This window comes from Rhizobium sp. CC1099 (genome assembly GCF_029714385.1).
GTDB lineage: Bacteria > Pseudomonadota > Alphaproteobacteria > Rhizobiales > Rhizobiaceae > Rhizobium.
Window position 1 is genome coordinate 1,583,700 of record NZ_CP121642.1, and the last position, 22,610, is coordinate 1,606,309.

A 22,610-nucleotide genomic window follows, 5' to 3' on the forward strand; every position below is an offset into this window, starting at 1 on the left:
TCAGCCCTTCTTCTTGCCGCCGAAACGGAAACTGGTGGTGAAGATGCGGGTATTGAGCCAGATCGCCAGAAGGATGATTGCACCGGTCACGATCTGGGTGAAGAACGGCGAGATGTGCATCAGGATGAGGCCATTGCCGATCACCGCGATGGTCAGCGTTCCGAGTACCGTGCCGAGGATCGTGCCGCGGCCACCCATCAGCGACGTACCGCCGAGCACCACGGCCGCGACGACCTGCAGTTCGAAACCGACGGCTGCGTTTGATGAGCCGGAGCCAAGACGCGCCGCAATCAACAGCCCGGCCAGCGCCGAGGCCGCGCCGGAAACGAGATAGACCGAGGCAATGATCCACTGCGCCGGCATGCCGACGCGGCGTGCTGCTTCCATGTTGGAGCCGACGGCCACAACCTGGCGTCCATATTTGGTCGAGGAGATCACGACATAGCCGATGGCGGCAACGAGAATGGCGATCAGCGCAGGGACCGGCAAGCCGATAAACTGGCCGCGTCCCAGCCAGAAGAAACCCGGCACGTCCTTGATCGGGATCGAATAGCCCTGCGTCAGATAAAGCGCCAGGCCGCGCAGGATCGAAAGTCCCGCCAGCGTGACGATGAAGGCCGGGATTCCCTGATAGGCAACGAACCATCCCTGCGCTATGCCCATCAGCGCCCCGAAGGTCAGCATACCCGCGACAACGAGCGGCCAGGGGTAACCCATGGCGAGAATGATCGCCGCCACGGCGTTGACGAGCGCCACCTGCGACCCGACCGACAGATCGATACCGCCGGTGACGATGACCAGGGTCATCGCGACGGCCACAATAAGAATCGGCGCCGCCTGCCGTACGACATTCAGGAGATTTCCAACGGTCATGAACGTATCGGTCGTGACTGCAAAGAAGGCCACACAGGCGAGGAAGAAAAAGGCAATCGACAGGACCTGCGCGTGCTCGGCAAAGAAGTCGGCAAGCGGCGAGCCTTTGGCGCGTTCGGTATAGACGGTCACTGCCTTTCTCCTCCGACGATGAGCTTCACGAGATCCTCCAGATCGGTCTTGCCGATCTCGCGCTCGGCGACTTTGGTGCCTTCGTACATGACGGCAATCCGGTCGCAGACCCGGAAGAGGTCCTGCAGGCGATGGGTGATGAGGACAACGGAAACGCCCTTCGCCTTGACGCGGTTGATCAGCGAGAGCACGGCTTCCACCTCGGCAACGGCAAGTGCCGATGTCGGCTCGTCCATGATCAGAACCTTGGGATTGAAGGAGGCGGCCCGGGCAATTGCAATGGCCTGGCGCTGGCCACCGGAAAGCTTTTCGACCTTTGCAGTCAGCCGCGGGATGCGAATTTCCAGCGCATCGAGCATTTTGCGCGCCTCGGAAAGCATGGTCGCACGATCGAGAAAAGGTCCCTTGGTGATTTCGCGGCCGAGAAAGAGATTGCCGACCACATCGATATGATCGCAGAGGCTCAAGTCCTGGAAGACCATCTCTATATTGCGCGAGCGGGCCTCGGCCGGACCGGAAAAACGCACCTCTTCTCCATCGATCGAGATCGTTCCACCGTCGGGGATATAGGTGCCGGAGATAATTTTAGTAAGCGTTGACTTACCTGCCGCATTGTCGCCTACAAGGCCGAGGCATTCCCCGGGGTAAAGGTCGAGGTCGACGCCGCGCAGCGCCTGGTGCGAGCCGAAGGTCTTGCGGATATCGCGGAGCGATATGCGCGGCCGTTTTGTCGCCGCCCCGGATTGCCGGGAGAGCATGGCTCCCCCGGTTCCGGAGACCGCGCTTGGGTGCTGTCCGTGGCTGATCATTTAAAAACGGCCCTGTATGGTTCCACGTTCTCCTTGGTGACGATGGTCACGGGAACCGCGATGTTCTTATCGACCGAACCGCCATCCGAGACCTTCTTCAGCGCGTCGACGGCCGCAGCACCCATGGCTGCCGGATCCTGCTGTATCACGGCGGCAACGTAACCGGCGTCGATGCCGGCGATCGCCTGGGCAGTGAGATCCCAGCCGAACACCTTGATGGCATCCTGCTTGCCCTGGCTTTCGACAGCGGCGATGGCTCCCATCAGCGCCGGTTCGCCGGTCGCATAGACGGCGGTCATATCCGGATTGCCGGTGATCAGGTTCTCGGCGGCGGCAAGCGCATTGTCCTGAATGTTCTGACCATCGACGACGCCAGCCTTTTCGATGCCGGAGACACCTTCGAGCGTCTTTTCAAAGCCCTCCTGGCGGACGTTCTGGATGAACGAATTCAGCGCACCGACGACACCGACCTTTGCCTTGCCGTCCATGTTCGCCTTGACATAGTCGAGGAAGAATTTGCCCATATCAGCGCCGGCCTTGGCGTTGTCGACGCCGATCTGCGCCTTCTGGGGGCCTTCAGGGAGGATTGCATCGATCGCGACCACGGGGATACCGGCGTCTGCCGCCTGCTTGACGGCCGGCATGATACCGTTGACGTCGATGGCAACGACGGCAAGACCGGCGACTTTCTGCTGGATGTAAGTCTCGATTGCGCTGTTTTGGGCAGCCGGATCGTTGTTGGCATTGAAGATCACGAGTTTTACGCCTGCTGCATCGGCCGCCTTCTGGGCACCCTCGTTCATCTGGTTGAAAAACAATGCCTGCTGGTTGATCTGCACCAGCGCAAAGGTCTTTTCCTGCGCACTTGCGCCCAAGCCTGCGAGCGAGGCGGTTGCCAATGCGGTGAAGCCGAGAGCGGCTGTAAATGTTCTGCGTTTGATAGTCCGGGTCATGTTCTCATCCTCTGGTTCTTTTTTTGTCCATTGCGGTTTTTGGATTCGCCGGCGGCGCAACGGAATTCCGCACGACGATTTCGACCGGCAGGAGCTCTTCCACAGCGGACGGGGCACGCTCCTGCCAGTTTGTCTCAAGAAGCAACGACAGCGCGCGCTGGCCGATCTGCCGAACGGGCTGGCGGATGGCCGTCAGCGGCGGCGCAAAAAGATGCAGCGGCCCGACGTCGTCGAAGCCAACGACCGACACGTCCTGCGGGATCGAAATGCCTTGGCTGCGCAAGACTTCAATGAGACCGATGGCGATTTCATCCGAACTCGCGAAGATCGCGCTGGCGGGCATGCCCTCGGCTATGAAGCGCTTGGCGGCTTCCCGCCCGAAGGCGACGGTGTATTCGCCCTTGTAGTTGAGCAACACGGCAACAGCACCCCACAGTTCGTACATCGCCCTTTCGAGCCCTTGGAAACGGCGCTGTGCGCTGATCATCCGTTCAGGCCCGCCGATGAAAAGGACGCGGCGATGCCCCATCTCCGCAAGGTGCGTTCCTGCCAGATAGCCGCCCCTGTCGTTGTCGCAGAAGAGCTTCGGTGCCAGCGCATCCGGGACGTCTTCGTCCACGACAACAACCTTGCCGGTGCGGTTGATGAGCGCCCCGAGTTGCCCGTCATCCGGATGGTTGGTGACGAAGATCAATCCATCGACGTGGTTGCGCTCGATAAGCTGAAGATAGGCAACCTCGCGGCCAGAGCGGTTCAGCGTCGCGTAGAGTGAGACGGCAAGCTCGCGGCGGTCCGCCTCCTCCTCCACCGCCGCGACAAGCGTTGCGAAGAACGGATTGGCGATGTCGGGCACCACGAGACCGATCGTATCCGAGCGCCCGCGGCTTAGGCGCCGGGCGTGCGGATTGGGCTGATAGTTGAGATCACGGATCGCATCCTCGATCCTCTTCTTCGTCTCGTGGGGAAGCTCGAGCGATCCGTTCAGCAGTCGCGAGACCGTCGTCACGGAAACGCCGGCAGCACCGGCGACATCCTTCAGACTGGTGACACGCTCATTCGCCATCGCCTTGTAAACCGCTTTAGTAAACCGATTTACCATTTAGGTCACCGATCCCTTTATGAGTCAAGCGGACTTTGTGCGCGTTATTGCGGTTGCCAAACACGAGTGCAGCTTCATTACTGCAACTGCGGCTTTCGAAGAAAACTGTTGCGGTCGGCCGACTTGACACGCAGCCATGCCTCGCGGCCGTCGCGCAATATCCTCATGGGGATCTCCACGCCGGCGGGGCCGCTCCTCCATAGCTTGCGGTAAAAGTCGGCAAGACCGGCGACCTCCCCATCCCGTATCTCCGAGATGATATCTCCCTCACGCAATCCCGCTTGAGCCGCCGGACCCCCTTCAGCCACGCTCATGACCACCACGTCGCCATTACTTTCGGCAGAGAAGGCTCCGAGCCAGGGACGTGGCGGCTTGTTCACTTGGCCGCGCGTGAGCAGATCATCAAGAATGGGTGGCAGCAGGTTGATCGGCACGACCATGTTGATGTCCGCGCTCTGTCCCCTTTGGCTCATTTGCAGGCGCAGCGAGCCAATGCCAAGAAGTTTGCCGTCGGAGCCGATGAGTGCCGCACCTCCCCAGGAAGGGTGTGCGGGCGCGATGAAAATTGCCTCTTCGAGCAGGTATTCCCAATAGCCGGCGAATTCCTGCTTGGCGACAATCGTAGCCTGCACGAACTGACCGATACCGTCAGCAAGCATGACCGGTTCGCCGACCTCCGCTTCGGCAGCATCCCCAAGATCCAATGCGGGAACGTCAAGCGACCCAAGCGCCTGCACCAGACCGAAGCCGGTTTCCTGATCATAGGCAAGCGCATGCGCAGGAACGACATACCCGTCATTGCGCGTCAGCCAAACTTCCTCGGCCTCGGTGATCAGGTAGCCGATCGTGACCACCAGCCCATTTTCCCGGATCACCACGCCGCTTCCCTCCCTTTGGGTACCGAGCGTCATCGCCGTGAAGGCATCTTCCGGAATTGAAGAACGTACGGCCACAACGGACCGCAAAATTCTGTCGATGTTCATGCTTTCGTTCCTGATGAGCAAGATTTACGCACGGCAAAGCGTCACCGCTTTCATGCGGCGCCTGGCATTCCTCTAAAATATGGCTCGTCACGGGGCAGGACAAGCCGGAAGAGCCGAATCTGCTTTCAGGCCGATGCAGCAGACGAAGAGTAACCGGATCAATTGAGCGCCCGTTTAACATCTTCCCCCGCTTGCAAGCGGGGGATTTCCGAGGGGGCGCGAAGCTCCGCCGATCGTTATCGCTTCAACGGAGAGCGGCTGCCCTTCCTCCACGATCATAGACGCCGTGTTCCGACGCAGGATGTTGATTGCAGCATTGTGGTCGGCATGGGCGCGCAAGCCGCATTGGCAACAGCGGAAAGACGCTTGGCTTTCGCGGCTTTCCCTGTCCACGGCGGCGCAGGCCGAACAGGTCTGCGAGGTGTGGCGGGGATCGACCTTGCACAGGTATCCGCCCCGTTCTTCGAGCTTGTCGGCCAACACGGTTTCAAAGCCGTGCCAGCCTTGTTCGAGGATCGCCCGGTTCAGGCCGGCCTTCTGGCAGACGTTGGTTGCGGGCGCGTCCACGGTTCCCCTGGCGCTGCGCGTCATGTTGCGCGTGGCGAGGTCTTCCAGCACGACCGTTGCGAAGCGACGGGCGATATCAAGACTGGCCTTGTGCCGCCAATCCTGCCGGATGCGGGCAGCACCGGCCTGCAAGGCTGCAACGCGGCGGCGGGCCTTGGCGTGGCGGCGCGACCCGCGCTTGCGCCGCGCCAGAACGCGCTGGGCCCGGCGCTTCCTGCGCTCGATCTCCGCAAGGCCGGCAGGCATCCACCAATGCTCCCCGGTCGAAAGCGTCAGCGTGTTCGCCACGCCCCGGTCGATCCCCACGGCGGGCAAATCGTTTTGCGGGACGGCATGGTCGATTTCGCAGGCGAAGGCGATGTGCCAGCCGTTCGCCGCCAGGCTCACCGTCACATTCATGGTCTTGCCACGCAGGCGCCGCGTGTCGCGGAACTTCACCCAGCCGATCTTGGGAAGGCGCGCGGCGGACCACTTGCCGTTCAGGCGCTTGACCTCGATCTCCCGCCCCTGAAAGCGGAAGGCGCCGTTCACGCCCTTCTTGCGGCGCGCGGGATATCCTGCGCGCCCGGCGAAGACGTTGGCATACGCCTTATCCAGATCGCGCAGGGCCTGCTGCTGGGGCGTCACATGCACGGCGGCAATCCAGTCGAACGCGGCCCGCAGTGCGGTCAATTCCCGCGCCTGGGCGATGTCGTTCAAGCGGTTCCCGGTCTGCCGCCGGTAATGCCGCCACCAGTCCCTGCGCTGCTCCAGCGCCAGATTATAGACCAGCCGCACAACACCCGCGAACTGCCGCAACAGGACTTCCTGTTCGGCGGTCGGAGCGAGCTTGTAGCGGAAAGCGCGGTGGATCATGTTACGATTCTATCAATTGCTCCAAGGAGCGCAACCGTGGATCGCACCGGCAGGCATGTCGTCGACATGCTCCATGGTCATTTGGTCTTTGTCACGAAATACCGCCGTGACGTTCTGTCAGAACCGGCAATCCGCCACCTGCGGCGCATCTTCGCCAAGCTGTGTCGCGACTTCGAGGCCGAATTGATCGAATGCGACGGCGAGGACGATCATGTTCACCTGCGGGTGCATTACCCTCCGAAGATCGCCCTGTCGAAGCTGGTCAACAGCCGCAAAGGCGTATCCAGCCGACGTCGGCGCGAGAGCCGCCCGGAAATCACCGGGCGCTACCACAACGGCGTTTTGTGGTCGCCGTCCTCCTTTGCGGCAAGCTGTGGCGGCGCACCGCTCTCGGTGATCGCCGAATATGTCAAATCCCAGCGGGAAGCGGCCCAAGGCCGCTCTGGCGTTCCTCCCCGGCCTGAACGCCGGGGTATCCCGCGAGGTTCACGGTGAAACTGTCCTTCGATGCGACGTATAGCAGACAGCGGGCAAAGGATTGACGTTTCATACACCACAACAAGCACTTGCCGGGCTCCCTCCCTTGTCAGCAGAGCTGCATCATCTCAGATGAAGGAAGAGTAGTGCTTGTATTGCGTCTGAGTATGCCAATGAAAATCGTCGAGTTAGCCAGTTCTGTGTCTCGCCCCGTTTATGCCATTGGCGATGTTCATGGGATGGCCAGCTTGCTTGAGGTTCTGTTAGCGACAATTGACGAAGATGCCGACAGATGCGGCGCGGAGCCGCGGGTCGTATTCCTTGGCGATATCGTCGACAGAGGGCCGGACAGCCGGCGAGCGATGGAAATGGTGCATGCGACGCTTCAGGAACGTGAGGGATCGCAATTCATTCTCGGAAATCACGACTACCTGTTTCGCGAGGCGTTGAATAACCATCTCGGCGATCCGGCGCTTGATCATTGGCTGTCAGGCCTAGGCGGAAAGTCGACCCTTCGGTCTTACAGTCACCGCATGCCGGGCTGGGCAGGAGAGCTGCCGGACCTGCTGCTTCCCCGATATGCGCATCATCTGGCACTGCTCAATCGAGCCGCAGACATGGTCATCGTGAATGGCTACTGCCTCGTCCATGCCGGGATCGACCCGAAGAAGCCCCTTGCGGACCAGGACGAGCGGGATCTTCGCGAAATACGCGAACGCTTCCTCGATGTCTCAGACCCACTCGAAAAGGTCGTAGTGCATGGTCACACGATCACGGGCTCAGAACTTCCGGAGATCCATTCGAACCGCATAGCGATCGATACGGGGGCCTATCGCACAGGACGCCTGTCAGCCGTCGTGATTGCAGGCAATAGCGAGCCGCGCTTCCTTTATGTCTCCCACTCCGACTAGCCCACCACTTCACGCTTTACGCCTCGCAGAACGGAAAGCGCAGTGCGTTCATTGGTCCAAATGATGCCTCTGCCGGCCTTCCGCGAACGAGAACAAGAGATCCGAGGCATGAAAGTTCGTGCGATGAAACGTTAGACGAACAGGATGGTGGGATGCGCCCGGTACTTTGATCTTCGATCAGGTCGGCTGCGATACGGGTCATGTTCCATTCAGTTCGGGTGTCGCACGCTGGTTGAACGCCGACATGCCCGTGACGGCACTTTGACCAAGCCGGATCTGATTGCCCTGCCAGATTTGGGAGGCGTAGGACTTATCAGCCCATCACAGCGCAGAGACTGCCGCAGTTTATGTAGATATTTGCGTGAAGCGCCTCCTAAAATGCCTTGACAGCCTGGTACTCACCCGCTTCCCAGGCTCGGAGTTCGCCGGCTTCGCAAGTGTAGTTCTCGTCCGTTTTCACCGGCCTGAATAGGGATGTTATCATAGAGCTAGTCAAAGTCATCCGGACAGAAAACCGCAAGTGCCTTGCGGTTTCCTGTCTTTTCTGTATTATTCAGACAACACAGGAAGGGCAGGTTCATGACCAACAAGACCGTTTCGACAGCCGAATTTATGCGGCACTTCGGACGTTATCACGACGAAGCCAAACGACACCCCATCACTTTGACCAAACATGGCCGCGCATCCGTAGTGGTCGTTCCAATCGATCTCTACGAGCGCATGACCGGCAATGAAGACCCACGCCGCGCCTATGGTCCGGGCGAGATGCCCCGCGACCTGGCCGACATGTTCATGGAACAGCTAGATAAGGATTCCGCCGATCATCAGGCGTCCAAGGATGACTGAGCATTTCGTCAAGGGCGATATCGTCACCTACCCCTTATGTGGACGGCCCCCCGCTCGCAAGATATTTTGAGATGATTTTGATCCGATCGCTTGCGTCCATATGTCCGGCCTTTTGTTGCGCTCGCACATGAACGCTGGCCAAGATGGTTTCCGCAACGTGAGTTCCAAACATCTCTACGACCTTGTAGAAGGCCAAGGGATAGCACGGAGTGTCTCACGCCGTGGATCGATCGATCACACCATCTGCTCCTATCTTGCAAGTTCGGGCATCAGCAACTTAACGCGGATTGTAAGTTAGAACTTTCTGTGTCGTGCTGATCTTCATGCGGCGTCAACCATCAGGGCTGACGCATATTTTGCGTTGTATCTCTCCCCGGACACCATGATCTTCCAGGCGATACGCGCCATCTTGTTGGCGAGTGCGACGGCTGCCAGTTTCGGCGGCTTGCGCTTGAGCATTTCGGCCAGCCATGGAGAGGCCTTGCCGTGTCGCCGAGCATGTTGAATGACGGCCGTTGCCCCGGCCACCAGCACCGCTCGCAATGCCTCATCGCCTGCCCGCGTGATGCATCCGAGTCGCAGCTTGCCGCCGGTCGAGTGATCCTTTGGCGTCAACCCAATCCACGCCGCGAATTGACGGCCGGATCGGAATATCTCTGGCGCCGGTGTCTTCATGATCAGAAGCGCCGCGCCGATCGGGCCGATGCCGGGAATAGCATTGAGACGTTTGCTGCGTTCGTCGGCTCGCTGCCATGCCATGAGCCTGGCATCCACGTCTGCAAGCTTTTCTTCCATCTGGGCGTATTCCTCCGCCTGGCTCGCGAACAATTCCCGTGCCAGCTCCGGCACGGTCTCGTCGGACTGTATCCGTTCAAGCAGCAGGGGAATATGCGCCAGCCCCTTGGCGACGGAAATGCCGAATTCAGCGGCGTAACCTCGGATTGCATTGGCGAGTTGGGTGCGGTTGCGGATCAAACGATCCCGGACGCCGACCAACATGGCGGCGGCTTGCTCATCGACTGCCTTGACCGGCACGAACCGCATCGTCGGGCGGCTCATCGCCTCGCACAATGCCTCAGCGTCGGCGGCGTCGTTCTTGCTTCGCTTGACATAGGGCTTCACGAGCTGCGGCGCGATCAACTTCACCTCATGCCCGAGCGAGGTCAGCAGCCGAGCCCAGTGATGGGAACCGCCACAGGCTTCGATGGCGATCACGGTTGGCGGACAGGTCGTGAAGAAGTCGATCATCTCCTGGCGGCGCATCTTCTTGCGCAAGACCGGTTTCTCAGCGACGTCCACGCCGTGCAGCTGAAAAACATGCTTTGACGTATCCATGCCGATGCGAATAATCTTGTCCATGGGCGGTTCCCTTTGTTTGAGATCTTAACGACTCACTCTGGCACGTTTCGATGCCGTTCGGGGGCCGTCCACCCCAACATCTCTGGCGCTGGCAGGATGACAAGGGGCAGGAACACGGCGAAAAAGACCGCCCGGTTTGCCTGCTGCTTGCCATGCGGGACGACAAGGATAATACCCACATCCTGTTGCTGCCGATTTCCTCGGCACCCCCGTATTCGGGGCAAACTGCCCTCGAAATTCCGGCACTGGAACTCAAGAGAGCCAAGCTTTCGGACCTCAAACGCGGCTGGATTACAGTCAGCGAGTGCAATTACGATATCCTTGGCAAATCCTACCATTTCGACATGACACAGACGCCGCGAGGAAAATTCAGTGGCATTTTCCTTGAGGAAGTGCGCAAGGCCTTCGCGCCTTTCCTCGCTGCAGGACGCGCCCGCGTCGATCGGACGAGATAGGGCAGGTCGCCAATCTGTAGTTCCGGATTTCCTGCCTCGCATACGTAGAGATGATGGGCCGGTAGCTTCCTCGGGGCGGAATCGTATCGCCCGGCGATACATTCTTTTTTCAATCATGTAGGACATTCGGAGCCAACCAGTCACGGCGCCAACTTGGCATCTAAAGTCACCTTCCTCGAATTCGCCACTCTTCCGGAAAAACAAATCGATGCAGCTCGCAGTCAGCTGAGCCCAGCTGTTTTGAGACAAGCAAGCGTCAAATCGACGCCAACCGGCGGTAGTTGCCGTTCTACCACCCTTCCCCCTCGTCCGGGCAGCGCTATCGACGCTTCTTTAGGTTAGGATATGGGTCTCGCCCCAACGCTTTGGCGACCTTTTGCCAATCCCGTCCGCCCATTCCTGGTATCCGCAGCGCCTCTGCTGGTGACAGGTGTTGTATATCTCCGGCCACCTCACCGTAACCGCAGCCATATCCCCACGTGATCAGCCGGCACGAAAGCTCGTTTGCGCACCTCTCCAGCTCCGAGCGGCTTCTGATACAGGCAGCGCCAGAATGCAGATCGTCGTCAAAGGCAATCTCATCATCTCCGAATCTGTCGTTTGTAAGCGACTTTCGGATTTGCACCATGGAAAGCCCGGCATCGATCTCTATCCACTGGCATTGCGTGTCCACAGTCGTCGAACTCTCGCCGACGGATCCAAGCAAGACCCCTATTCGCTCTGCCGGAAGTTGCGGATCCGGTCGAAAAGCACAGCAAGCACGATGGCGCCGCCAATGAAGGTCCCCTGCCAAAAAGCGTTGATGCCGAGCAGGCCGAGACTGTTGCGGATCACTTCGATCAGGGCGGCTCCGACCAACGCGCCGAGAGCGGTACCGACGCCGCCTGCCAGGTTGGCGCCGCCAATGACGGCGGCCGCGATGACCTGAAGTTCCATTCCGGCACCTATATTGGTGGTGACGGCGCCGAGCCAGCCGGTTTGAACAATGCCGGCAACCCCCGCCGACAGGGCGGAAATCATATAAACTGCCACCTTGATCCTGCGTACCGGAACCCCGGTCAACGTTGCGGCATGCTCATTGCCGCCGATGGCAAAAACATAACGTCCGAACCTCGTCCAGCGCAGCACGAAACCGGTCAGCAGCGCCAGAATGATCATGTAGAGCACCGGGTTGGCGATGCCGAGAAACCACGCGCCGCCACCGAGTGCCAGAAGCGTGTCGTGATCCGGCCCGAATTGGAAGACCACGGTATTGTTTGATGCGACCATCGCAAGACTGCGCGCAATCGACAGCATACCGAGCGTCACGACGAAAGGCGGGAAGTCGAGATAGGCGATCAACAGTCCGTTGAAGGCCCCGATGACCAGGGCGGTGCCGATCGACGCGGCAATACCGACTTCGATGCTGTAGCCGGCATGCATGACCACCGCCAGGACCATGCTGCACAGGCAGAGCACCGATCCCACGGACAAATCGATGCCGCCGGTGATGATCACCAGCGTCATGCCGAGCGCAATGATCGCAACGAAAGTGACGTTGCGGGTGATATTGTAGAGGTTCTTCGCCGTGGCGAAGGAGTCGGTTGCAGCAGACAGGAAAAGACAGGCGAGGATGACTGCGATCAGGACCCAGAAGGTTTGCCCGCCCACGATTGATGCAAGCCAGTTCCGCTGCTTCTGTGCAATTGTCTGGTCAAGAGTAACAGCCATCATCGACCTTCATTTCTTCCACTATCCAAGCAGCGCGATCACACCTGTTCGATCGCGCCGGTGATAAGACCTGTGACTTCTTCTGGCGAACTTGCCGCAATCGGCTTGTCGGCAACTTTTCTGCCTCGCCGCAACACGATGACGCGGTCGGCAACCGTAAAGACGTCCGGCATGCGATGGCTGATCAGGACAACGGCAATGCCGCGGTCACGCAGTTCGCGGATCAGATTGAGCACCTCCGCCACCTGGCGAACGGAAATTGCCGCAGTCGGCTCGTCCATCAGTACGATCTTTGCCTCCGACAGCATCGTGCGCGCAATCGCCACCGCCTGCCGCTGGCCGCCTGACATCTGCCTTACAAGGTCCCGGGGACGCGTCTCCGACTTCAGCTCCCTGAAAATCTCGCCGGCACGCCTATACATGGTCTTGTAGTCCAGGACTTTCAGCGGACCGACGCCGCGCCGCAACTCGCGTCCGAGGAACACGTTCGCCGCTGCCGTCAGATTATTGCAGAGTGCCAGATCCTGGTGAACGATCTCGATGCCGTGCTGGCGCGCCTCCACCGGCCGGTGCATGACGATATCCGCGCCGTCGAGGCGTATGGTGCCCTCGCTCGGCCGGAAATTGCCGGCAATCATCTTGACCAGTGTCGACTTTCCGGCGCCGTTATCGCCCATGAGGCCGACGACCTGGCCCGCCTCCAGCGAAAGCGAAACGTCATTGACTGCCTGGATGGCACCGAAATGTTTGGAGATGTTGGTGAGTTCGAGAACCGCCACCAGCCTGCTAACCTCCCAAAACCTCTCAGGCTTCCTCATTGCCCTTAGATGTCGTCCAAGGGATGGATGCCCGCAATCTCGCCTTGCCGATGTCCTCCCAGGAAAGCGATTCCATCGCATTTACGCAAAACCTTGCGAAAGCGTCAATCAGGCGAATCAAGCAGACATCACAAAAATCTGTTTTGTATGACAAATACCCGTTGACGTGCGAAGCAGGCGGATATTAGCTGTTTGTGGGAGAGAGAGCATGCTGATCCTTGTTACCGGTGCGACGGGCAAGGTCGGGCGGCGCTTCATTGCTGGGCTGCTTGACGATCCGAGATTTTCGAAAGCACGCATCCGCGCGCTTTGCCATAATCGTTTGCTTCCTGAGACCGGCCGTGTCGAAGTCACAAAGGGCTCGATCGCCGACCCGCATGTCGCGGCCGCCGCAATGAAAGACGTTACCCACGTTCTGCATCTTGCCACTTGCAAGGAAACGCCTGCCGCCGTCATGGACGTAACGGTCAAGGGTCTTTTCTGGTTACTCGAAGCCTTCCGTACGAGCGCTACTGCACAACAGTTCATCCTCATCGGCGGTGATGCCGGTATCGGCCATTTCTACTACCGCCACGACGGACCGATCACCGAGGATACGCCGCATTGCGCCTATCCTGGAAGTTACGCGCTTTCCAAGGTTCTCGAGGAGGTGATGCTTGACCAGTTCGCCATCCAGTACGGCATCAACAGCTGCTGCCTTCGCGCACCGTGGATCATGGAAAAGGATGATTTCAGATACACGCTGTCCTTCGGCGATGATGTTTTCGGCGGCCCCGACTGGAAGGCGCTCGTCCCGCAAGGCGATGCGAGACGTTATGTGGAAGCTAGCACAGTGCCGCTGCTGCGCGACGCCGACGGACGTCCGCTAAAGCGTAATTTCGTACATGTCGACGATCTGGTATCGGCCATTCTGGCCGCGATCGACAATCCCCGCGCAAAGCGCCAACTCTTCAATATCTGTATGGACCGGCCGGTCGACTACGGCGAGGTCGCAGCCTATCTGGCGCACACGCGAAACCTTGAGGCTGTCGACATCCCAAGCCAATATCATTCGAATTGGATGGACAATAGCAAAGCCAAATACCTGCTGGACTGGCAGCCCAGCTACGATCTGGAAAGGCTTATCGACTCGGCCTGGCAGTACGAGCGTTCGCAGGATGACCCTCGCATTGTCTGGTACCCGGGTTGATTTCGTATGGCGGTCGCGTCGCGCCCGTCTGTTTCAAGGGAGGAAACCATGAGGAAGGCATTACTACTTGCATTCACGGCCTTGGCACTCACCGCCGGCCCGGCGCTTGCCAAGAAGCAGCTCGTCATCGTCGTGAAAGGACTCGACAACCCGTTCTTCGAAGCGATCAACCAGGGTTGCCAGAAATGGAACAAGGAAAATCCAGACTCGGAATATGAGTGCTTCTATACGGGCCCGGCATCGACATCCGATGAAGCCGGCGAGGCCCAGATCGTCCAGGACATGCTGGGCAAGGCCGACACGGCTGCGATCGCCATCTCGCCGTCGAACGCCAAGCTTATCGCCCAGACACTCAAGACAGCCAATCCGAGCGTTCCGGTGATGACGCTCGACGCCGACCTCGCCCAGGAAGACGCCGCTCTGCGAAAGACCTATCTCGGCACCGACAACTATCTGATGGGCAAGCGCATCGGCGATTACATGAAAGAGGCCAAGCCCGATGGTGGCAAGGTCTGCTCGATCCAGGGCAATCCCGGCGCCGACAACATTCTGCGTCGCGCACAGGGCTGGCGCGATTCGCTGTCGGGCAAGGAAGGGCTGACCGAGCTCAAGGGTGAAGGCGGCTGGACCGAGGTCGCCGGCTGCCCAGTGTTCACCAATGACGACGGCGCCAAGGGCGTGCAGTCGATGACTGACATCCTCGCCGCCAATCCCGACCTCGCCGGCTTCGGCATCATGGGCGGCTGGCCGCTCTTCGGCGCCCCCCAACCCTACCGCGACCTGTTCAAGCCGATGGCCGACAAGATCGCCAAGAACGAGTTCGTCATCGGCGCCGCCGACACGATCGGCGACGAAGTGGCGATAGCCAAGGAGGGCCTTGTCACCGCGCTGGTCGGCCAGCGTCCCTTCGAAATGGGCTACAAGGCACCCTCCGTGATGATGGACCTGATCGCCGGAAAGCCGGTTGAGGATCCGGTGTTCACCGGGCTCGACGAATGCACCAAGGACACAGTCGACACCTGCATCCAGAAATAACGCGTGGTTCGGAGCGCCCAAAACCACTGGGCGCTCCGGTTCTCCCGATCATCTCAAGGTGATAAAGGCTCGCTGACGTCTCTTGTCATTGCGGCAACTTTTGACCTAGTCCGTGCTGGGGATCACAAAGTGCTGAGGCGATTGAATCAGATGCCGGACAGGAAAACAGCAAAGCGCTCTGACCCGACCATCCCCCGCATGGCCGGCGGAAGCGTGCATGTTTCGGTGGCCGGCGAGATCGGGCTTCGCATCGTGCGTGGCGACTATCCGCCCGGAACCATTCTGCCGAATGAGGCGAAATGGTCCGAAATGTTCAATGTCAGCCGATCGGCCGTGCGCGAGGCGATCAAGATGCTGATGGCAAAGGGCCTGCTCGCCTCGCGCCCGAAAATCGGTAGCTGGGTGGAGCCCAAAGAGCGCTGGAACCTCTTGGACCGCGACGTCTTGGGCTGGTATGCGGCATCACCCGACCGCGAGCCCTTCTTAAGGGCAGTGCAGGAGCTTCGCCACATGATCGAGCCGGAGGCGACGGCGCTGGCCGCCGAGCGGCGAACCGAAGAGCAGATGATTGAGATCAGCCGGGCCCTTCATGAAATGGCTCGGGCGACATCGCCCCAGCAACGAAGTGAGTCCGACGCTCGGTTTCATATCGCGATCTTGCGCGCCTCCGGCAACGACCTGCTCGTACCCTTGGGCCTTCTGATCGAATCCGCCCTCAATCATCTTCTTGCCCATGTCGTGCGGGAGGGCAGCAGCCTGCGGCATACGCAGATGCTTCATGAACGCATCGAGAGAAGCATTCGATTGCAACAGCCGCACACGGCCCGCAGTGCGGTTCGAAAGGCCTTGGCAAACACTGATGAAATCATCGCCGGGCGCTCGCGATAGGCGGCGCTTCGCACCGATCCGGCGCGATACTCGGGCTTCGTGGCCGGCCTGCCCGAGGCGATCGCACCTTTCCGCTGCTCCTGCATTTCAACCACAAGAGAACCACACCAGGATGTCTCGTCCGGAGGACCGCATTGCCGCAGTCCTCCGCTCTCCTTGTTTCAAGCCCGCGCCGGGGTCCTTGCCGGCACGACTGCATTGACAGCCACCGCGACGGCGATGTTTGCCGCAAGGGCAAGAAGACCGGTATAGATGGTGAACGGTTCTCCACCGAGGCTAATCAGGTGCAACGGCTTCCAGCCGGCATCCCACACGAGGAAGGTGCCGCCGATGAAGCCGACGAACCAGCCGGCGAGTAGGCCCGGTGCACGGAACCAGTTGGTATAGAGGCCGAAGACCAGGGCCGGCAGCGTCTGCAGGATCCAGATGCCGCCAAGCAATTGCAGGTCGAGTGCAAACTGCGTCGGCAGGAAGATGATGACCAGCAGTGCGCCGACCTTGACGACGAGCGAGGTCAGTTTGGCGACCTTGGCTTCACCCGCATCGCTGACATGCGGGTTGACATAAGCCTTCCAGAAATTGCGGGTGAAGAGGTTGGCGGCGCCGATGCTCATCACCGCCGCCGGCACGAGGGCACCGATCGCGATCGCTGCGAAGGCGAAGCCGGAGAACCATCCCGAGAACAGCGTCTTGAACAAGGCCGGCACGACGTCATTGGCGTTTTCGAGCTTCAGCCCGGCGGCATGGCCCATATATCCGAGCAGGGCGAGAAGACCGAGCAGTAGCGTATAGGCCGGCAGCAGGACGGCATTCTTGCGGATCGTCTTGCCGCTGTTCGAGGCGAAGATACCCGTCAGCGTATGCGGATACATGAAGGCGGCGAGCGCCGAGCCAAAGGCTAGCGTCGCATAGGCGACATACTGGTTGCCGGCGAGCAGGAGATCTCCCTTTCCCTTGACCTGGAAAGCCGCATCAGCCGAGGCAAATACGTTGGCATAGCCGCCGAGCTTCGAGGGAATGAGCGCCACGGCTGCGATGACCACGATATAGATCATGATGTCCTTGACGAAGGCGATCAGCGCCGGGGCACGCAAGCCGGCGGAATAGGTGTAAAGGGCAAGCACGATGAAGGCGATCGCCAGCGGCAGTTCGCCATGCAGGCCGAGCGCCTTGAGCACCGCTGTCATGCCGACGAGCTGGAGCGCAATATAGGGCATGGTGGCGATGACGCCGGTTGCGGCGACGGCGAGCTCGAGGCCGCGCGAACCGTATTGACCGTGCACGACGTCGCCGGCCGTCACATAGCCGAAATCCCTGGCGCGTTTCCAGAGGATGGGCATGACCATGAAGACGAAGGGATAGACGACGATGGTATAGGGCAGTGCGAAGAAGCCGTAGGCACCGACCGTGTAAACGAGTGCCGGAACGGCGATCACCGTATAGGCCGTGTAGAAGTCGCCGCCGACCAGGAACCAGGTGATCCATGTGCCGAAGCTGCGACCACCCAAGCCCCACTCGTCGATATGGGCAAGCGTTTCAGGCTTACGCCAGCGGGAGGCGACGAAGCCCAGGATCGTGACGAGTGCGAAGAAGAAGAGGAAGACGCCGAGCGCCGTGCTGTCGATATCAGTCGTCATGGCGCGTGCTCCGATAGGCGATCCAGGTCAGCGTGGCGGTGATCGGCACCCAGAGAAGCTGGTACCAATAGAAGAAGGGAAATCCGAAGAGTGCCGGCTCGCGGATATTGTAGAGGGGCGGCCAGAGCAGGCCGATATAGGGAATGACGAGCAGCCAGAGCGCTGCTTTGTTCCGTGATTTTTCCATGTCGGATACCTCTCGGGCGCCAGATGTGGCGCCAAGTTGCAGTTGTCGGCGTGGAAGGCGGGCTTGTCAGTCGATCGCTGGGGCGAACCTGGCTCAGGCTGTCGCGACGGCTTTTCCGACTGAACGGAAGCAGGCGTAATGCAATTGAAATCCTCCCAACGGCTCGCTTTGGGCCAGCCGTGGTGAAGTCCTATGGCGGCGGTTTTCGTCTGGCAAGATGGCAGGAAGCGTAAAATACTCGCGTCTACCCAGAAGTGGGTAGATGCGATTTATTCTGCTTTGACGCTTAATCCGTGATCGAGCACACAGCAATCAATCATGCATCGAATTTCGCTGGAAGTGAGCATTCCCCGCCAGCCTGCCTTGGCTGACCGCTAAGCGCGCCACGCGCTTGCTGTGTCGCCAGGGCGTCGTAGCCGCTTAAGTTGAAGTCTAGGCGAGCTCCTCAAAGGCAGCTATTTCTTCAAACCGGTCAATGTTTCACTTTTTATGGGCATGCCCCTTCGAAGCACTTGCAATGTGGGAGCGAAGGCGAGCCCTTTCAACCGACTGGTCACTGCGGTAGCCCTCCCAGTCGTCAGCCCGCTTTGCGCAGCGCGACCACCGGGTGACTGGTATTGCGCGGAAATTTTGGCAACAAGAGCGAAAACCGGCAAAATACGCGGGCCTACCCAGCACGCGTAGGCCGCTTAACTGTCGCCCCAGGTCAATCCGTTCTCGATAGCATAGCGGGTCAATCCGGCCGTCGTCGTAATGTTGAGCTTCTTCTTGATGTTCTTGCGATGCGTCTCGACTGTTGCAGCCGAGATACCGAGTGTCTGGGCAATATCACGGTTGCTCTTTCCTGCCGCCAGCAACAATAAAACATCATGCTCGCGCGTCGTCAGAGGAAGCGCATCCGGCGTCTCCTTTCGCTCGAGCAGAACTTCCGAGACGCCGGAAGAGAAGTAGGTTTTGCCGTTTGCCACGGCTTCGATTGCAGCGATGATCTCGTCGGTGGAGACATCCTTGAGAATGTAACCGGAGGCTCCGTGCAACACCGAGGTGGAAATATATTCGCGACTGTCGTGCATCGACAGCATCAGGATCCGTGTTTCCGGCAGTTGTTCCTTGAAGAGCTCGATGGCATCGATTCCGCTGAGCTGCGGCATATTGATATCCATCAACACGACAGCTGGCCTTTCCCTCAGCGCAATCTCGAGCCCTGCGCGTGCCAATCCGGCGGTACCGACAATCTCGAGGTGTTCATAGGTTTCCAGCACCGCCCCCAACCCGTCCAGAACCAGGGGATGATTGTCGATCAAAAGAACCTTGATACTTTTCCTGCCGCTCATGCTGCTTCCTTGCCTTGCGCGCGGTTCACCGTTGCCGACCTTGGAAGCATCGCTGTCAGGATCGTGCCTGCTGGTGTCGTCTTGATCAGCAGCAGGCCGCCGAAATGGGCCAGGCGCTCCTGCATATTGCGCAGTCCGAGCCCGCCGCCGAGCGCTTTCTTCCCTTCGGCGATGTTTTCATCGAAACCGTTTCCGTTGTCGGAGATCGTCATGCGGACGCGGCCCCCAACGCTCCAAATCCTGATGTCGACACGCGTTGCTCCGGAATGCCGCTCCACATTGTTCAACGCCTCCTGCGCTACGCGATAGAGCGCCGTGCTCGCCTCAGGCTTCAGCATATTCTTGAAGGTCAGCGCCTCAAGATGTGTATCGATGGCCGTACGCTCCGAGAAATTATCGCAAAGCGCCTTGAGCGCCGGTCTCAGGCCAAGATCGTCAAGCGCTCGCGGACGCAGGTCATGGGACAGGCGCCGTACCTCCTTGATCGCCCCGTTCAGCGCCTCCGCCCCGCGATCGATTGCACGGGCGGCATCTTCGGCCTGGCTTGCGACCTTGCGGCTCGCCAGATCGATCGCATAGCGGACGCCGATGAGGTTCTGCGATATCCCGTCATGCAGTTCACGGGCAAGGCGGGCCCTTTCCTCTTCCTGCGTGTCGATGATGCGCTGTGCGAGCTGTTTAAGCTTGCTATCGGCAAGGCGGCGCTCTCTCAACGTCAGCAGCATGCCGGTGGCAAAGACGATGAGAACCGCCGGCACGGCAATCAGGGCAACGATCAGAAATGTCTTGCGGACATTGGCGCGAAAATCGGCATTTGCGGCGGCGGTCTGTGCAAAGACGTCATCAAGATAGACGCCCGTTCCAAGCATCCACTTCCATTTGTCGAGGCCGACGGCGAAGGACAGTTTGTCGGCCACCTCTCCGGAGGAGGGTTTCTGCCACTTGTATTGGTGAAGGCCGCCGCCCTCCTTGGCCTTCTCGATGAGATTGGCAACAACCTTGTCGCCATCGGAATCCGTCAGGTTGAGCCAATTGTGCCCCGGCCGAAACGCCTGGCGCGGATGCACGACATTGTTGCCGTCGTAGTCATAGACAAAGAAGTAGCCATCCTTGCCGTAGTCGAGAGCGGTCAGGATGGCGCGAACCTTCTCCTTTGCGACTTCGTCGTCCGGACCGGCGGCTTCGTAGATGTCATGAATGGCAGAGAGCGCAAGATTAGTCAGATTAAGGAGTTCCGTTTCCTTGGCCTTGAGCATGTTTCGCTCGAACGTGTCGATGCTGCTTCGTACAAGCGTCGCCGATTGCCAGGTGATGAACGCTGTGACGATCAGGATGGCCAGGATCAATGGGATGATGGCCAACGCCACAATCTGATGTCTAAGATTCATAGGCCGCCTCCCTGCCGCCTTGGTCACGCGGGCAAGGTTATATATGAAACGACATCGACGGATAGCTCAAGCTTCGCCCGATCTGCAAACGTCCGGGCGTTTCGGCAAACGGCATCACGCGCGCGGCGGCTTTGCCGGAGGTGGTCTCCCGGAACTTTGCCAAATTTCAGTTCTATCGAGCGTTTGGCCTCGAATGGGTGCACCGGAGGAAGCGAGATCGACCCCTTGAAAGCCAGCGGAATCTTCAGGAGCCGGAGCGAGGTAAGCCATTGGGCCGCATGCGTAGCATGCTGGGCGTTTTTGCCGCCGGCCGGCTGTTGAACTCAGCATGTAAGCTCATTGTCGAGGAGTTGAACGAGGCCGGATTTGCAACGCTGGAAGCGGCCAACGGTCAGGAAGCACTCGAGTCCATCTTATCGAAGTGGCCCGACATCGTTATCACCGACATCTCGATGCCGATCATGGACGGCCATCAACTAATCGCCGAGGTTCAGGTCAATCACCCGCAATTCTCCAACATTCCGTTTATCTTGCTGACGGCACTCACGGATCGGAAAAACATGTTGAGCGGTCTTCGAGCAGGCGCGGCGGACTATCTGACGAAACCCATCGACTTCGACCTATTGCTTGCGAAAGTTACAGGCTGCGTCACGCGGACTGAAAACGACAAAGCGGCCGGCCGCGCATTCTAATTGGCGGTCGACCCATTCCGCAAAGCGTTGACGCAGCACCATGCGCCGGTGCAGTGACCTATCCCAACGCCAGCCAGGGCAGTCGCTCTTCTCCTGCCTGACGGAGCTTTCATCGCTATGGTCTTTCAAAAGCCACAAAGCTGCGCAGGCTGGGGAGCGCACAGACTGATCAAACAAGATCTTCGCCGACCGCGTGGCCGGCGTGTCAGTGCAGCGGCTTTTTTCAGCTTTGAAAAGCCGTTCTTGCCCAGACGGACATTACCATCAGGACCTGAATGAGAAGGTTCGCCGCGACCAAAGCAGAAGTGCGAGGTTCAATGCGATGCATTCCATCCAAGAAGACGTTTCAGTTTCGATCATCATTGCGAACTACAACTACGCGCGCTTCTTAAAGCGCTGCATCGATAGCGCGCTGGAACAAAGCCATGACAACGTAGAAGTCATCGTTGTCGACGACGCATCGGCTGACGACAGCGCTTGTGTGATTGCGGCATATGGCTCGAGGATCACAGCTCTCTTAAGAGAGAGCAATGGCGGTCATGCGGCTGCGTTCAACACAGGATTTGCGGTCAGCCGAGGCCAGATCGTTCTGTTTCTCGACGCCGACGACTATCTTTATCCGAACGCCGTATCGGAGATAATCGAGGCATGCGACGGCGATACCGCCCAGGCGCAATTCAGATTGCACATTGTCGACGAACGCCAACGCGTCAAGGATGTGTTTCCACCTCAGGAGTTCCCCTTCGATTCAGGTGATGTCACCCCCCAGCTGTTGCAGAAGGGACGCTATCAAACCACCGTGACAAGCGGGCTGGCCTTCAGGCGTTCGGCTTTGGAGGCGATCATGCCTATCCCCGAGACGGACTTTCGCCAGGGGGCGGACGGATATCTGGTCACTGTCGCGCCTCTCCATGGAAAGGTGACGTCGATAGATTCTTGCCTTGGCGCCTACCGCATGCATGGCGCCAATCATTCCGTCTTTGCAGAAAGACTTGGCCAGCGGGCACGCTGGCGGGTGGAGCACGACTTCCGCCGGATGGAAGCCTTGTCCGATCAGGCCGCCGATGTCGGCTTGACGGTGCCGCCGGACGTCAGTCTTCACGATACGGTGCATCTCGAAGAGCGCTTGGCATCGCTTTGCATAGACCGCCAACGGCATCCCGTTCCCGAGGATTCGAGGCTCACTCTCGGCGCTGCAGGTGCCGTGGCGAGCCTGGAAATGAATGTCTCGCTCAGACGCCGTGCCGTCCTGGCGGCCTGGTTTCTCTCCGTCGGCCTACTTCCCCGGCGCATGGCAAAGGCGCTCTTGTCGTGGAAGCTTGTCGCCTCTTCGAGACCTGCCTTCCTGCTGCGACTGTCGAAAACCATTCGCCATGCCATGGGCTAGCTCCAGGACGACCAGCAGCCAAACCC

The 22,610-nt window shown here is 59.5% G+C and carries 22 protein-coding genes; 9 read left to right on the plus strand and 13 right to left on the minus strand.

The annotated features are described in order from the left end of the window. The 6 genes from QA644_RS28755 to QA644_RS28780 form a co-directional block, all read right to left on the minus strand. Positions 1-1,005: an ABC transporter permease gene (locus QA644_RS28755; RefSeq protein ID WP_194730925.1), complete on the minus strand. Its 1,005-nt coding sequence runs from the start codon at positions 1,003-1,005 to the stop codon at positions 1-3. Then, positions 1,002-1,814, minus strand: coding sequence for an ATP-binding cassette domain-containing protein (locus tag QA644_RS28760; protein ID WP_074072197.1), 813 nt, complete (start codon positions 1,812-1,814; stop codon positions 1,002-1,004). Before QA644_RS28760 ends, QA644_RS28755 begins: the two co-directional genes overlap by 4 nt. Next, a complete protein-coding gene (locus QA644_RS28765) occupies positions 1,811-2,767 on the minus strand; it encodes a substrate-binding domain-containing protein (RefSeq protein ID WP_239600431.1) in 957 nt (318 codons plus the stop codon). Before QA644_RS28765 ends, QA644_RS28760 begins: the two co-directional genes overlap by 4 nt. A 4-nt stretch (positions 2,768-2,771) precedes the next feature. Further along, the gene (locus QA644_RS28770; RefSeq protein ID WP_283074044.1) at positions 2,772-3,830 is read right to left on the minus strand and encodes a LacI family DNA-binding transcriptional regulator; all 1,059 of its coding nucleotides are present in this window, start codon (positions 3,828-3,830) and stop codon (positions 2,772-2,774) included. A 113-nt stretch (positions 3,831-3,943) separates the two neighbouring features. Further along, complete coding sequence (locus QA644_RS28775) at positions 3,944-4,849, minus strand: S1C family serine protease (RefSeq protein WP_283072655.1); 906 nt, start codon at positions 4,847-4,849, stop codon at positions 3,944-3,946. Between the two features lie 174 nt (positions 4,850-5,023). Then, positions 5,024-6,271 carry a transposase gene (locus tag QA644_RS28780; RefSeq protein ID WP_283072656.1) on the minus strand — a complete coding sequence of 416 codons (1,248 nt, stop codon included), beginning with the start codon at positions 6,269-6,271 and terminating at the stop codon, positions 5,024-5,026. Positions 6,272-6,337: 66 nt separating this feature from the next. Between QA644_RS28780 and tnpA the strand changes: the two genes are divergently transcribed. The 3 genes from tnpA (at position 6,338) to QA644_RS28795 (ending at position 8,505) form a co-directional block, all read left to right on the plus strand. After that, positions 6,338-6,766 carry an IS200/IS605 family transposase gene (gene tnpA / locus QA644_RS28785; RefSeq protein WP_283072454.1) on the plus strand — a complete coding sequence of 143 codons (429 nt, stop codon included), beginning with the start codon at positions 6,338-6,340 and terminating at the stop codon, positions 6,764-6,766. A gap of 221 nt (positions 6,767-6,987) precedes the next feature. Beyond that, positions 6,988-7,659, plus strand: coding sequence for a metallophosphoesterase (locus tag QA644_RS28790; protein WP_283072657.1), 672 nt, complete (start codon positions 6,988-6,990; stop codon positions 7,657-7,659). 579 nt (positions 7,660-8,238) lie between these two features. Beyond that, a complete protein-coding gene (locus QA644_RS28795; RefSeq protein ID WP_283072658.1) occupies positions 8,239-8,505 on the plus strand; it encodes a type II toxin-antitoxin system prevent-host-death family antitoxin in 267 nt (88 codons plus the stop codon). Positions 8,506-8,826: 321 nt separating this feature from the next. Here QA644_RS28795 and QA644_RS28800 read toward each other — a convergent pair whose 3' ends face one another. Next, positions 8,827-9,864: an IS110 family transposase gene (locus QA644_RS28800; protein ID WP_283072659.1), complete on the minus strand. Its 1,038-nt coding sequence runs from the start codon at positions 9,862-9,864 to the stop codon at positions 8,827-8,829. A 50-nt stretch (positions 9,865-9,914) separates the two neighbouring features. On the opposite strand from QA644_RS28800, the gene QA644_RS28805 reads away from it, so the two are divergent. Then, on the plus strand, positions 9,915-10,319 hold the full coding sequence (locus QA644_RS28805; RefSeq protein WP_283072660.1) for a hypothetical protein: 405 nt from the start codon (positions 9,915-9,917) through the stop codon (positions 10,317-10,319). Between the two features lie 711 nt (positions 10,320-11,030). On the opposite strand, the gene QA644_RS28810 is transcribed toward QA644_RS28805, so the two are convergent. Together QA644_RS28810 and QA644_RS28815 are read right to left on the minus strand one after the other, a co-directional pair. Then, positions 11,031-12,029 carry an ABC transporter permease gene (locus QA644_RS28810; RefSeq protein WP_074073105.1) on the minus strand — a complete coding sequence of 333 codons (999 nt, stop codon included), beginning with the start codon at positions 12,027-12,029 and terminating at the stop codon, positions 11,031-11,033. Between the two features lie 38 nt (positions 12,030-12,067). Further along, positions 12,068-12,847: an ATP-binding cassette domain-containing protein gene (locus QA644_RS28815; RefSeq protein WP_194730920.1), complete on the minus strand. Its 780-nt coding sequence runs from the start codon at positions 12,845-12,847 to the stop codon at positions 12,068-12,070. Positions 12,848-13,055: 208 nt separating this feature from the next. Between QA644_RS28815 and QA644_RS28820 the strand changes: the two genes are divergently transcribed. The 3 genes from QA644_RS28820 (at position 13,056) to QA644_RS28830 (ending at position 15,959) form a co-directional block, all read left to right on the plus strand. After that, positions 13,056-14,036 (plus strand): NAD(P)-dependent oxidoreductase, encoded by a 981-nt coding sequence (locus QA644_RS28820; RefSeq protein WP_239600425.1) that lies wholly within the window; start codon positions 13,056-13,058, stop codon positions 14,034-14,036. A 48-nt stretch (positions 14,037-14,084) separates the two neighbouring features. After that, positions 14,085-15,071, plus strand: a complete 987-nt coding sequence (locus QA644_RS28825) for a sugar-binding protein (RefSeq protein WP_283072661.1) — start codon at positions 14,085-14,087, stop codon at positions 15,069-15,071. Positions 15,072-15,221: 150 nt separating this feature from the next. After that, positions 15,222-15,959: a FadR/GntR family transcriptional regulator gene (locus QA644_RS28830; protein WP_283072662.1), complete on the plus strand. Its 738-nt coding sequence runs from the start codon at positions 15,222-15,224 to the stop codon at positions 15,957-15,959. Between the two features lie 161 nt (positions 15,960-16,120). Here QA644_RS28830 and QA644_RS28835 read toward each other — a convergent pair whose 3' ends face one another. The 4 genes from QA644_RS28835 to QA644_RS28850 form a co-directional block, all read right to left on the minus strand. Continuing rightward, positions 16,121-17,596 (minus strand): sodium:solute symporter family protein, encoded by a 1,476-nt coding sequence (locus tag QA644_RS28835; RefSeq protein WP_239600423.1) that lies wholly within the window; start codon positions 17,594-17,596, stop codon positions 16,121-16,123. Next, positions 17,586-17,783, minus strand: a complete 198-nt coding sequence (locus QA644_RS28840; RefSeq protein ID WP_074072210.1) for a DUF3311 domain-containing protein — start codon at positions 17,781-17,783, stop codon at positions 17,586-17,588. Before QA644_RS28840 ends, QA644_RS28835 begins: the two co-directional genes overlap by 11 nt. A 689-nt stretch (positions 17,784-18,472) precedes the next feature. Then, positions 18,473-19,117, minus strand: coding sequence for a response regulator transcription factor (locus QA644_RS28845; RefSeq protein ID WP_074072211.1), 645 nt, complete (start codon positions 19,115-19,117; stop codon positions 18,473-18,475). Beyond that, complete coding sequence (locus QA644_RS28850) at positions 19,114-20,505, minus strand: cache domain-containing protein (protein WP_239600422.1); 1,392 nt, start codon at positions 20,503-20,505, stop codon at positions 19,114-19,116. Before QA644_RS28850 ends, QA644_RS28845 begins: the two co-directional genes overlap by 4 nt. 287 nt (positions 20,506-20,792) lie before the next feature. On the opposite strand from QA644_RS28850, the gene QA644_RS28855 reads away from it, so the two are divergent. Further along, positions 20,793-21,197: a response regulator gene (locus tag QA644_RS28855; RefSeq protein ID WP_283072663.1), complete on the plus strand. Its 405-nt coding sequence runs from the start codon at positions 20,793-20,795 to the stop codon at positions 21,195-21,197. Positions 21,198-21,519: 322 nt separating this feature from the next. Next, positions 21,520-22,584: a glycosyltransferase gene (locus QA644_RS28860; RefSeq protein WP_283072664.1), complete on the plus strand. Its 1,065-nt coding sequence runs from the start codon at positions 21,520-21,522 to the stop codon at positions 22,582-22,584. The last annotated feature ends 26 nt before the right edge of the window (positions 22,585-22,610 follow it).

Coding starts and splice junctions, on each gene's coding strand:
- QA644_RS28830 (WP_283072662.1), top strand. CDS start 15,222: ATGCCGGACAGGAAAACAGCAAAGCGCTCTGACCCGACCATCCCCCGC.
- QA644_RS28860 (WP_283072664.1), top strand. CDS start 21,520: ATGCATTCCATCCAAGAAGACGTTTCAGTTTCGATCATCATTGCGAAC.
- QA644_RS28765 (WP_239600431.1), bottom strand. CDS start 2,767: ATGACCCGGACTATCAAACGCAGAACATTTACAGCCGCTCTCGGCTTC.
- QA644_RS28790 (WP_283072657.1), top strand. CDS start 6,988: ATGGCCAGCTTGCTTGAGGTTCTGTTAGCGACAATTGACGAAGATGCC.
- QA644_RS28810 (WP_074073105.1), bottom strand. CDS start 12,029: ATGGCTGTTACTCTTGACCAGACAATTGCACAGAAGCAGCGGAACTGG.
- QA644_RS28835 (WP_239600423.1), bottom strand. CDS start 17,596: ATGACGACTGATATCGACAGCACGGCGCTCGGCGTCTTCCTCTTCTTC.
- QA644_RS28815 (WP_194730920.1), bottom strand. CDS start 12,847: ATGAGGAAGCCTGAGAGGTTTTGGGAGGTTAGCAGGCTGGTGGCGGTT.
- QA644_RS28795 (WP_283072658.1), top strand. CDS start 8,239: ATGACCAACAAGACCGTTTCGACAGCCGAATTTATGCGGCACTTCGGA.
- QA644_RS28760 (WP_074072197.1), bottom strand. CDS start 1,814: ATGATCAGCCACGGACAGCACCCAAGCGCGGTCTCCGGAACCGGGGGA.
- QA644_RS28845 (WP_074072211.1), bottom strand. CDS start 19,117: ATGAGCGGCAGGAAAAGTATCAAGGTTCTTTTGATCGACAATCATCCC.
- QA644_RS28855 (WP_283072663.1), top strand. CDS start 20,793: ATGCTGGGCGTTTTTGCCGCCGGCCGGCTGTTGAACTCAGCATGTAAG.
- QA644_RS28775 (WP_283072655.1), bottom strand. CDS start 4,849: ATGAACATCGACAGAATTTTGCGGTCCGTTGTGGCCGTACGTTCTTCA.
- QA644_RS28780 (WP_283072656.1), bottom strand. CDS start 6,271: ATGATCCACCGCGCTTTCCGCTACAAGCTCGCTCCGACCGCCGAACAG.
- QA644_RS28840 (WP_074072210.1), bottom strand. CDS start 17,783: ATGGAAAAATCACGGAACAAAGCAGCGCTCTGGCTGCTCGTCATTCCC.
- QA644_RS28770 (WP_283074044.1), bottom strand. CDS start 3,830: ATGGCGAATGAGCGTGTCACCAGTCTGAAGGATGTCGCCGGTGCTGCC.
- QA644_RS28805 (WP_283072660.1), top strand. CDS start 9,915: ATGCCGTTCGGGGGCCGTCCACCCCAACATCTCTGGCGCTGGCAGGAT.
- QA644_RS28800 (WP_283072659.1), bottom strand. CDS start 9,864: ATGGACAAGATTATTCGCATCGGCATGGATACGTCAAAGCATGTTTTT.
- QA644_RS28820 (WP_239600425.1), top strand. CDS start 13,056: ATGCTGATCCTTGTTACCGGTGCGACGGGCAAGGTCGGGCGGCGCTTC.
- QA644_RS28850 (WP_239600422.1), bottom strand. CDS start 20,505: ATGAATCTTAGACATCAGATTGTGGCGTTGGCCATCATCCCATTGATC.
- tnpA (WP_283072454.1), top strand. CDS start 6,338: ATGCTCCATGGTCATTTGGTCTTTGTCACGAAATACCGCCGTGACGTT.
- QA644_RS28825 (WP_283072661.1), top strand. CDS start 14,085: ATGAGGAAGGCATTACTACTTGCATTCACGGCCTTGGCACTCACCGCC.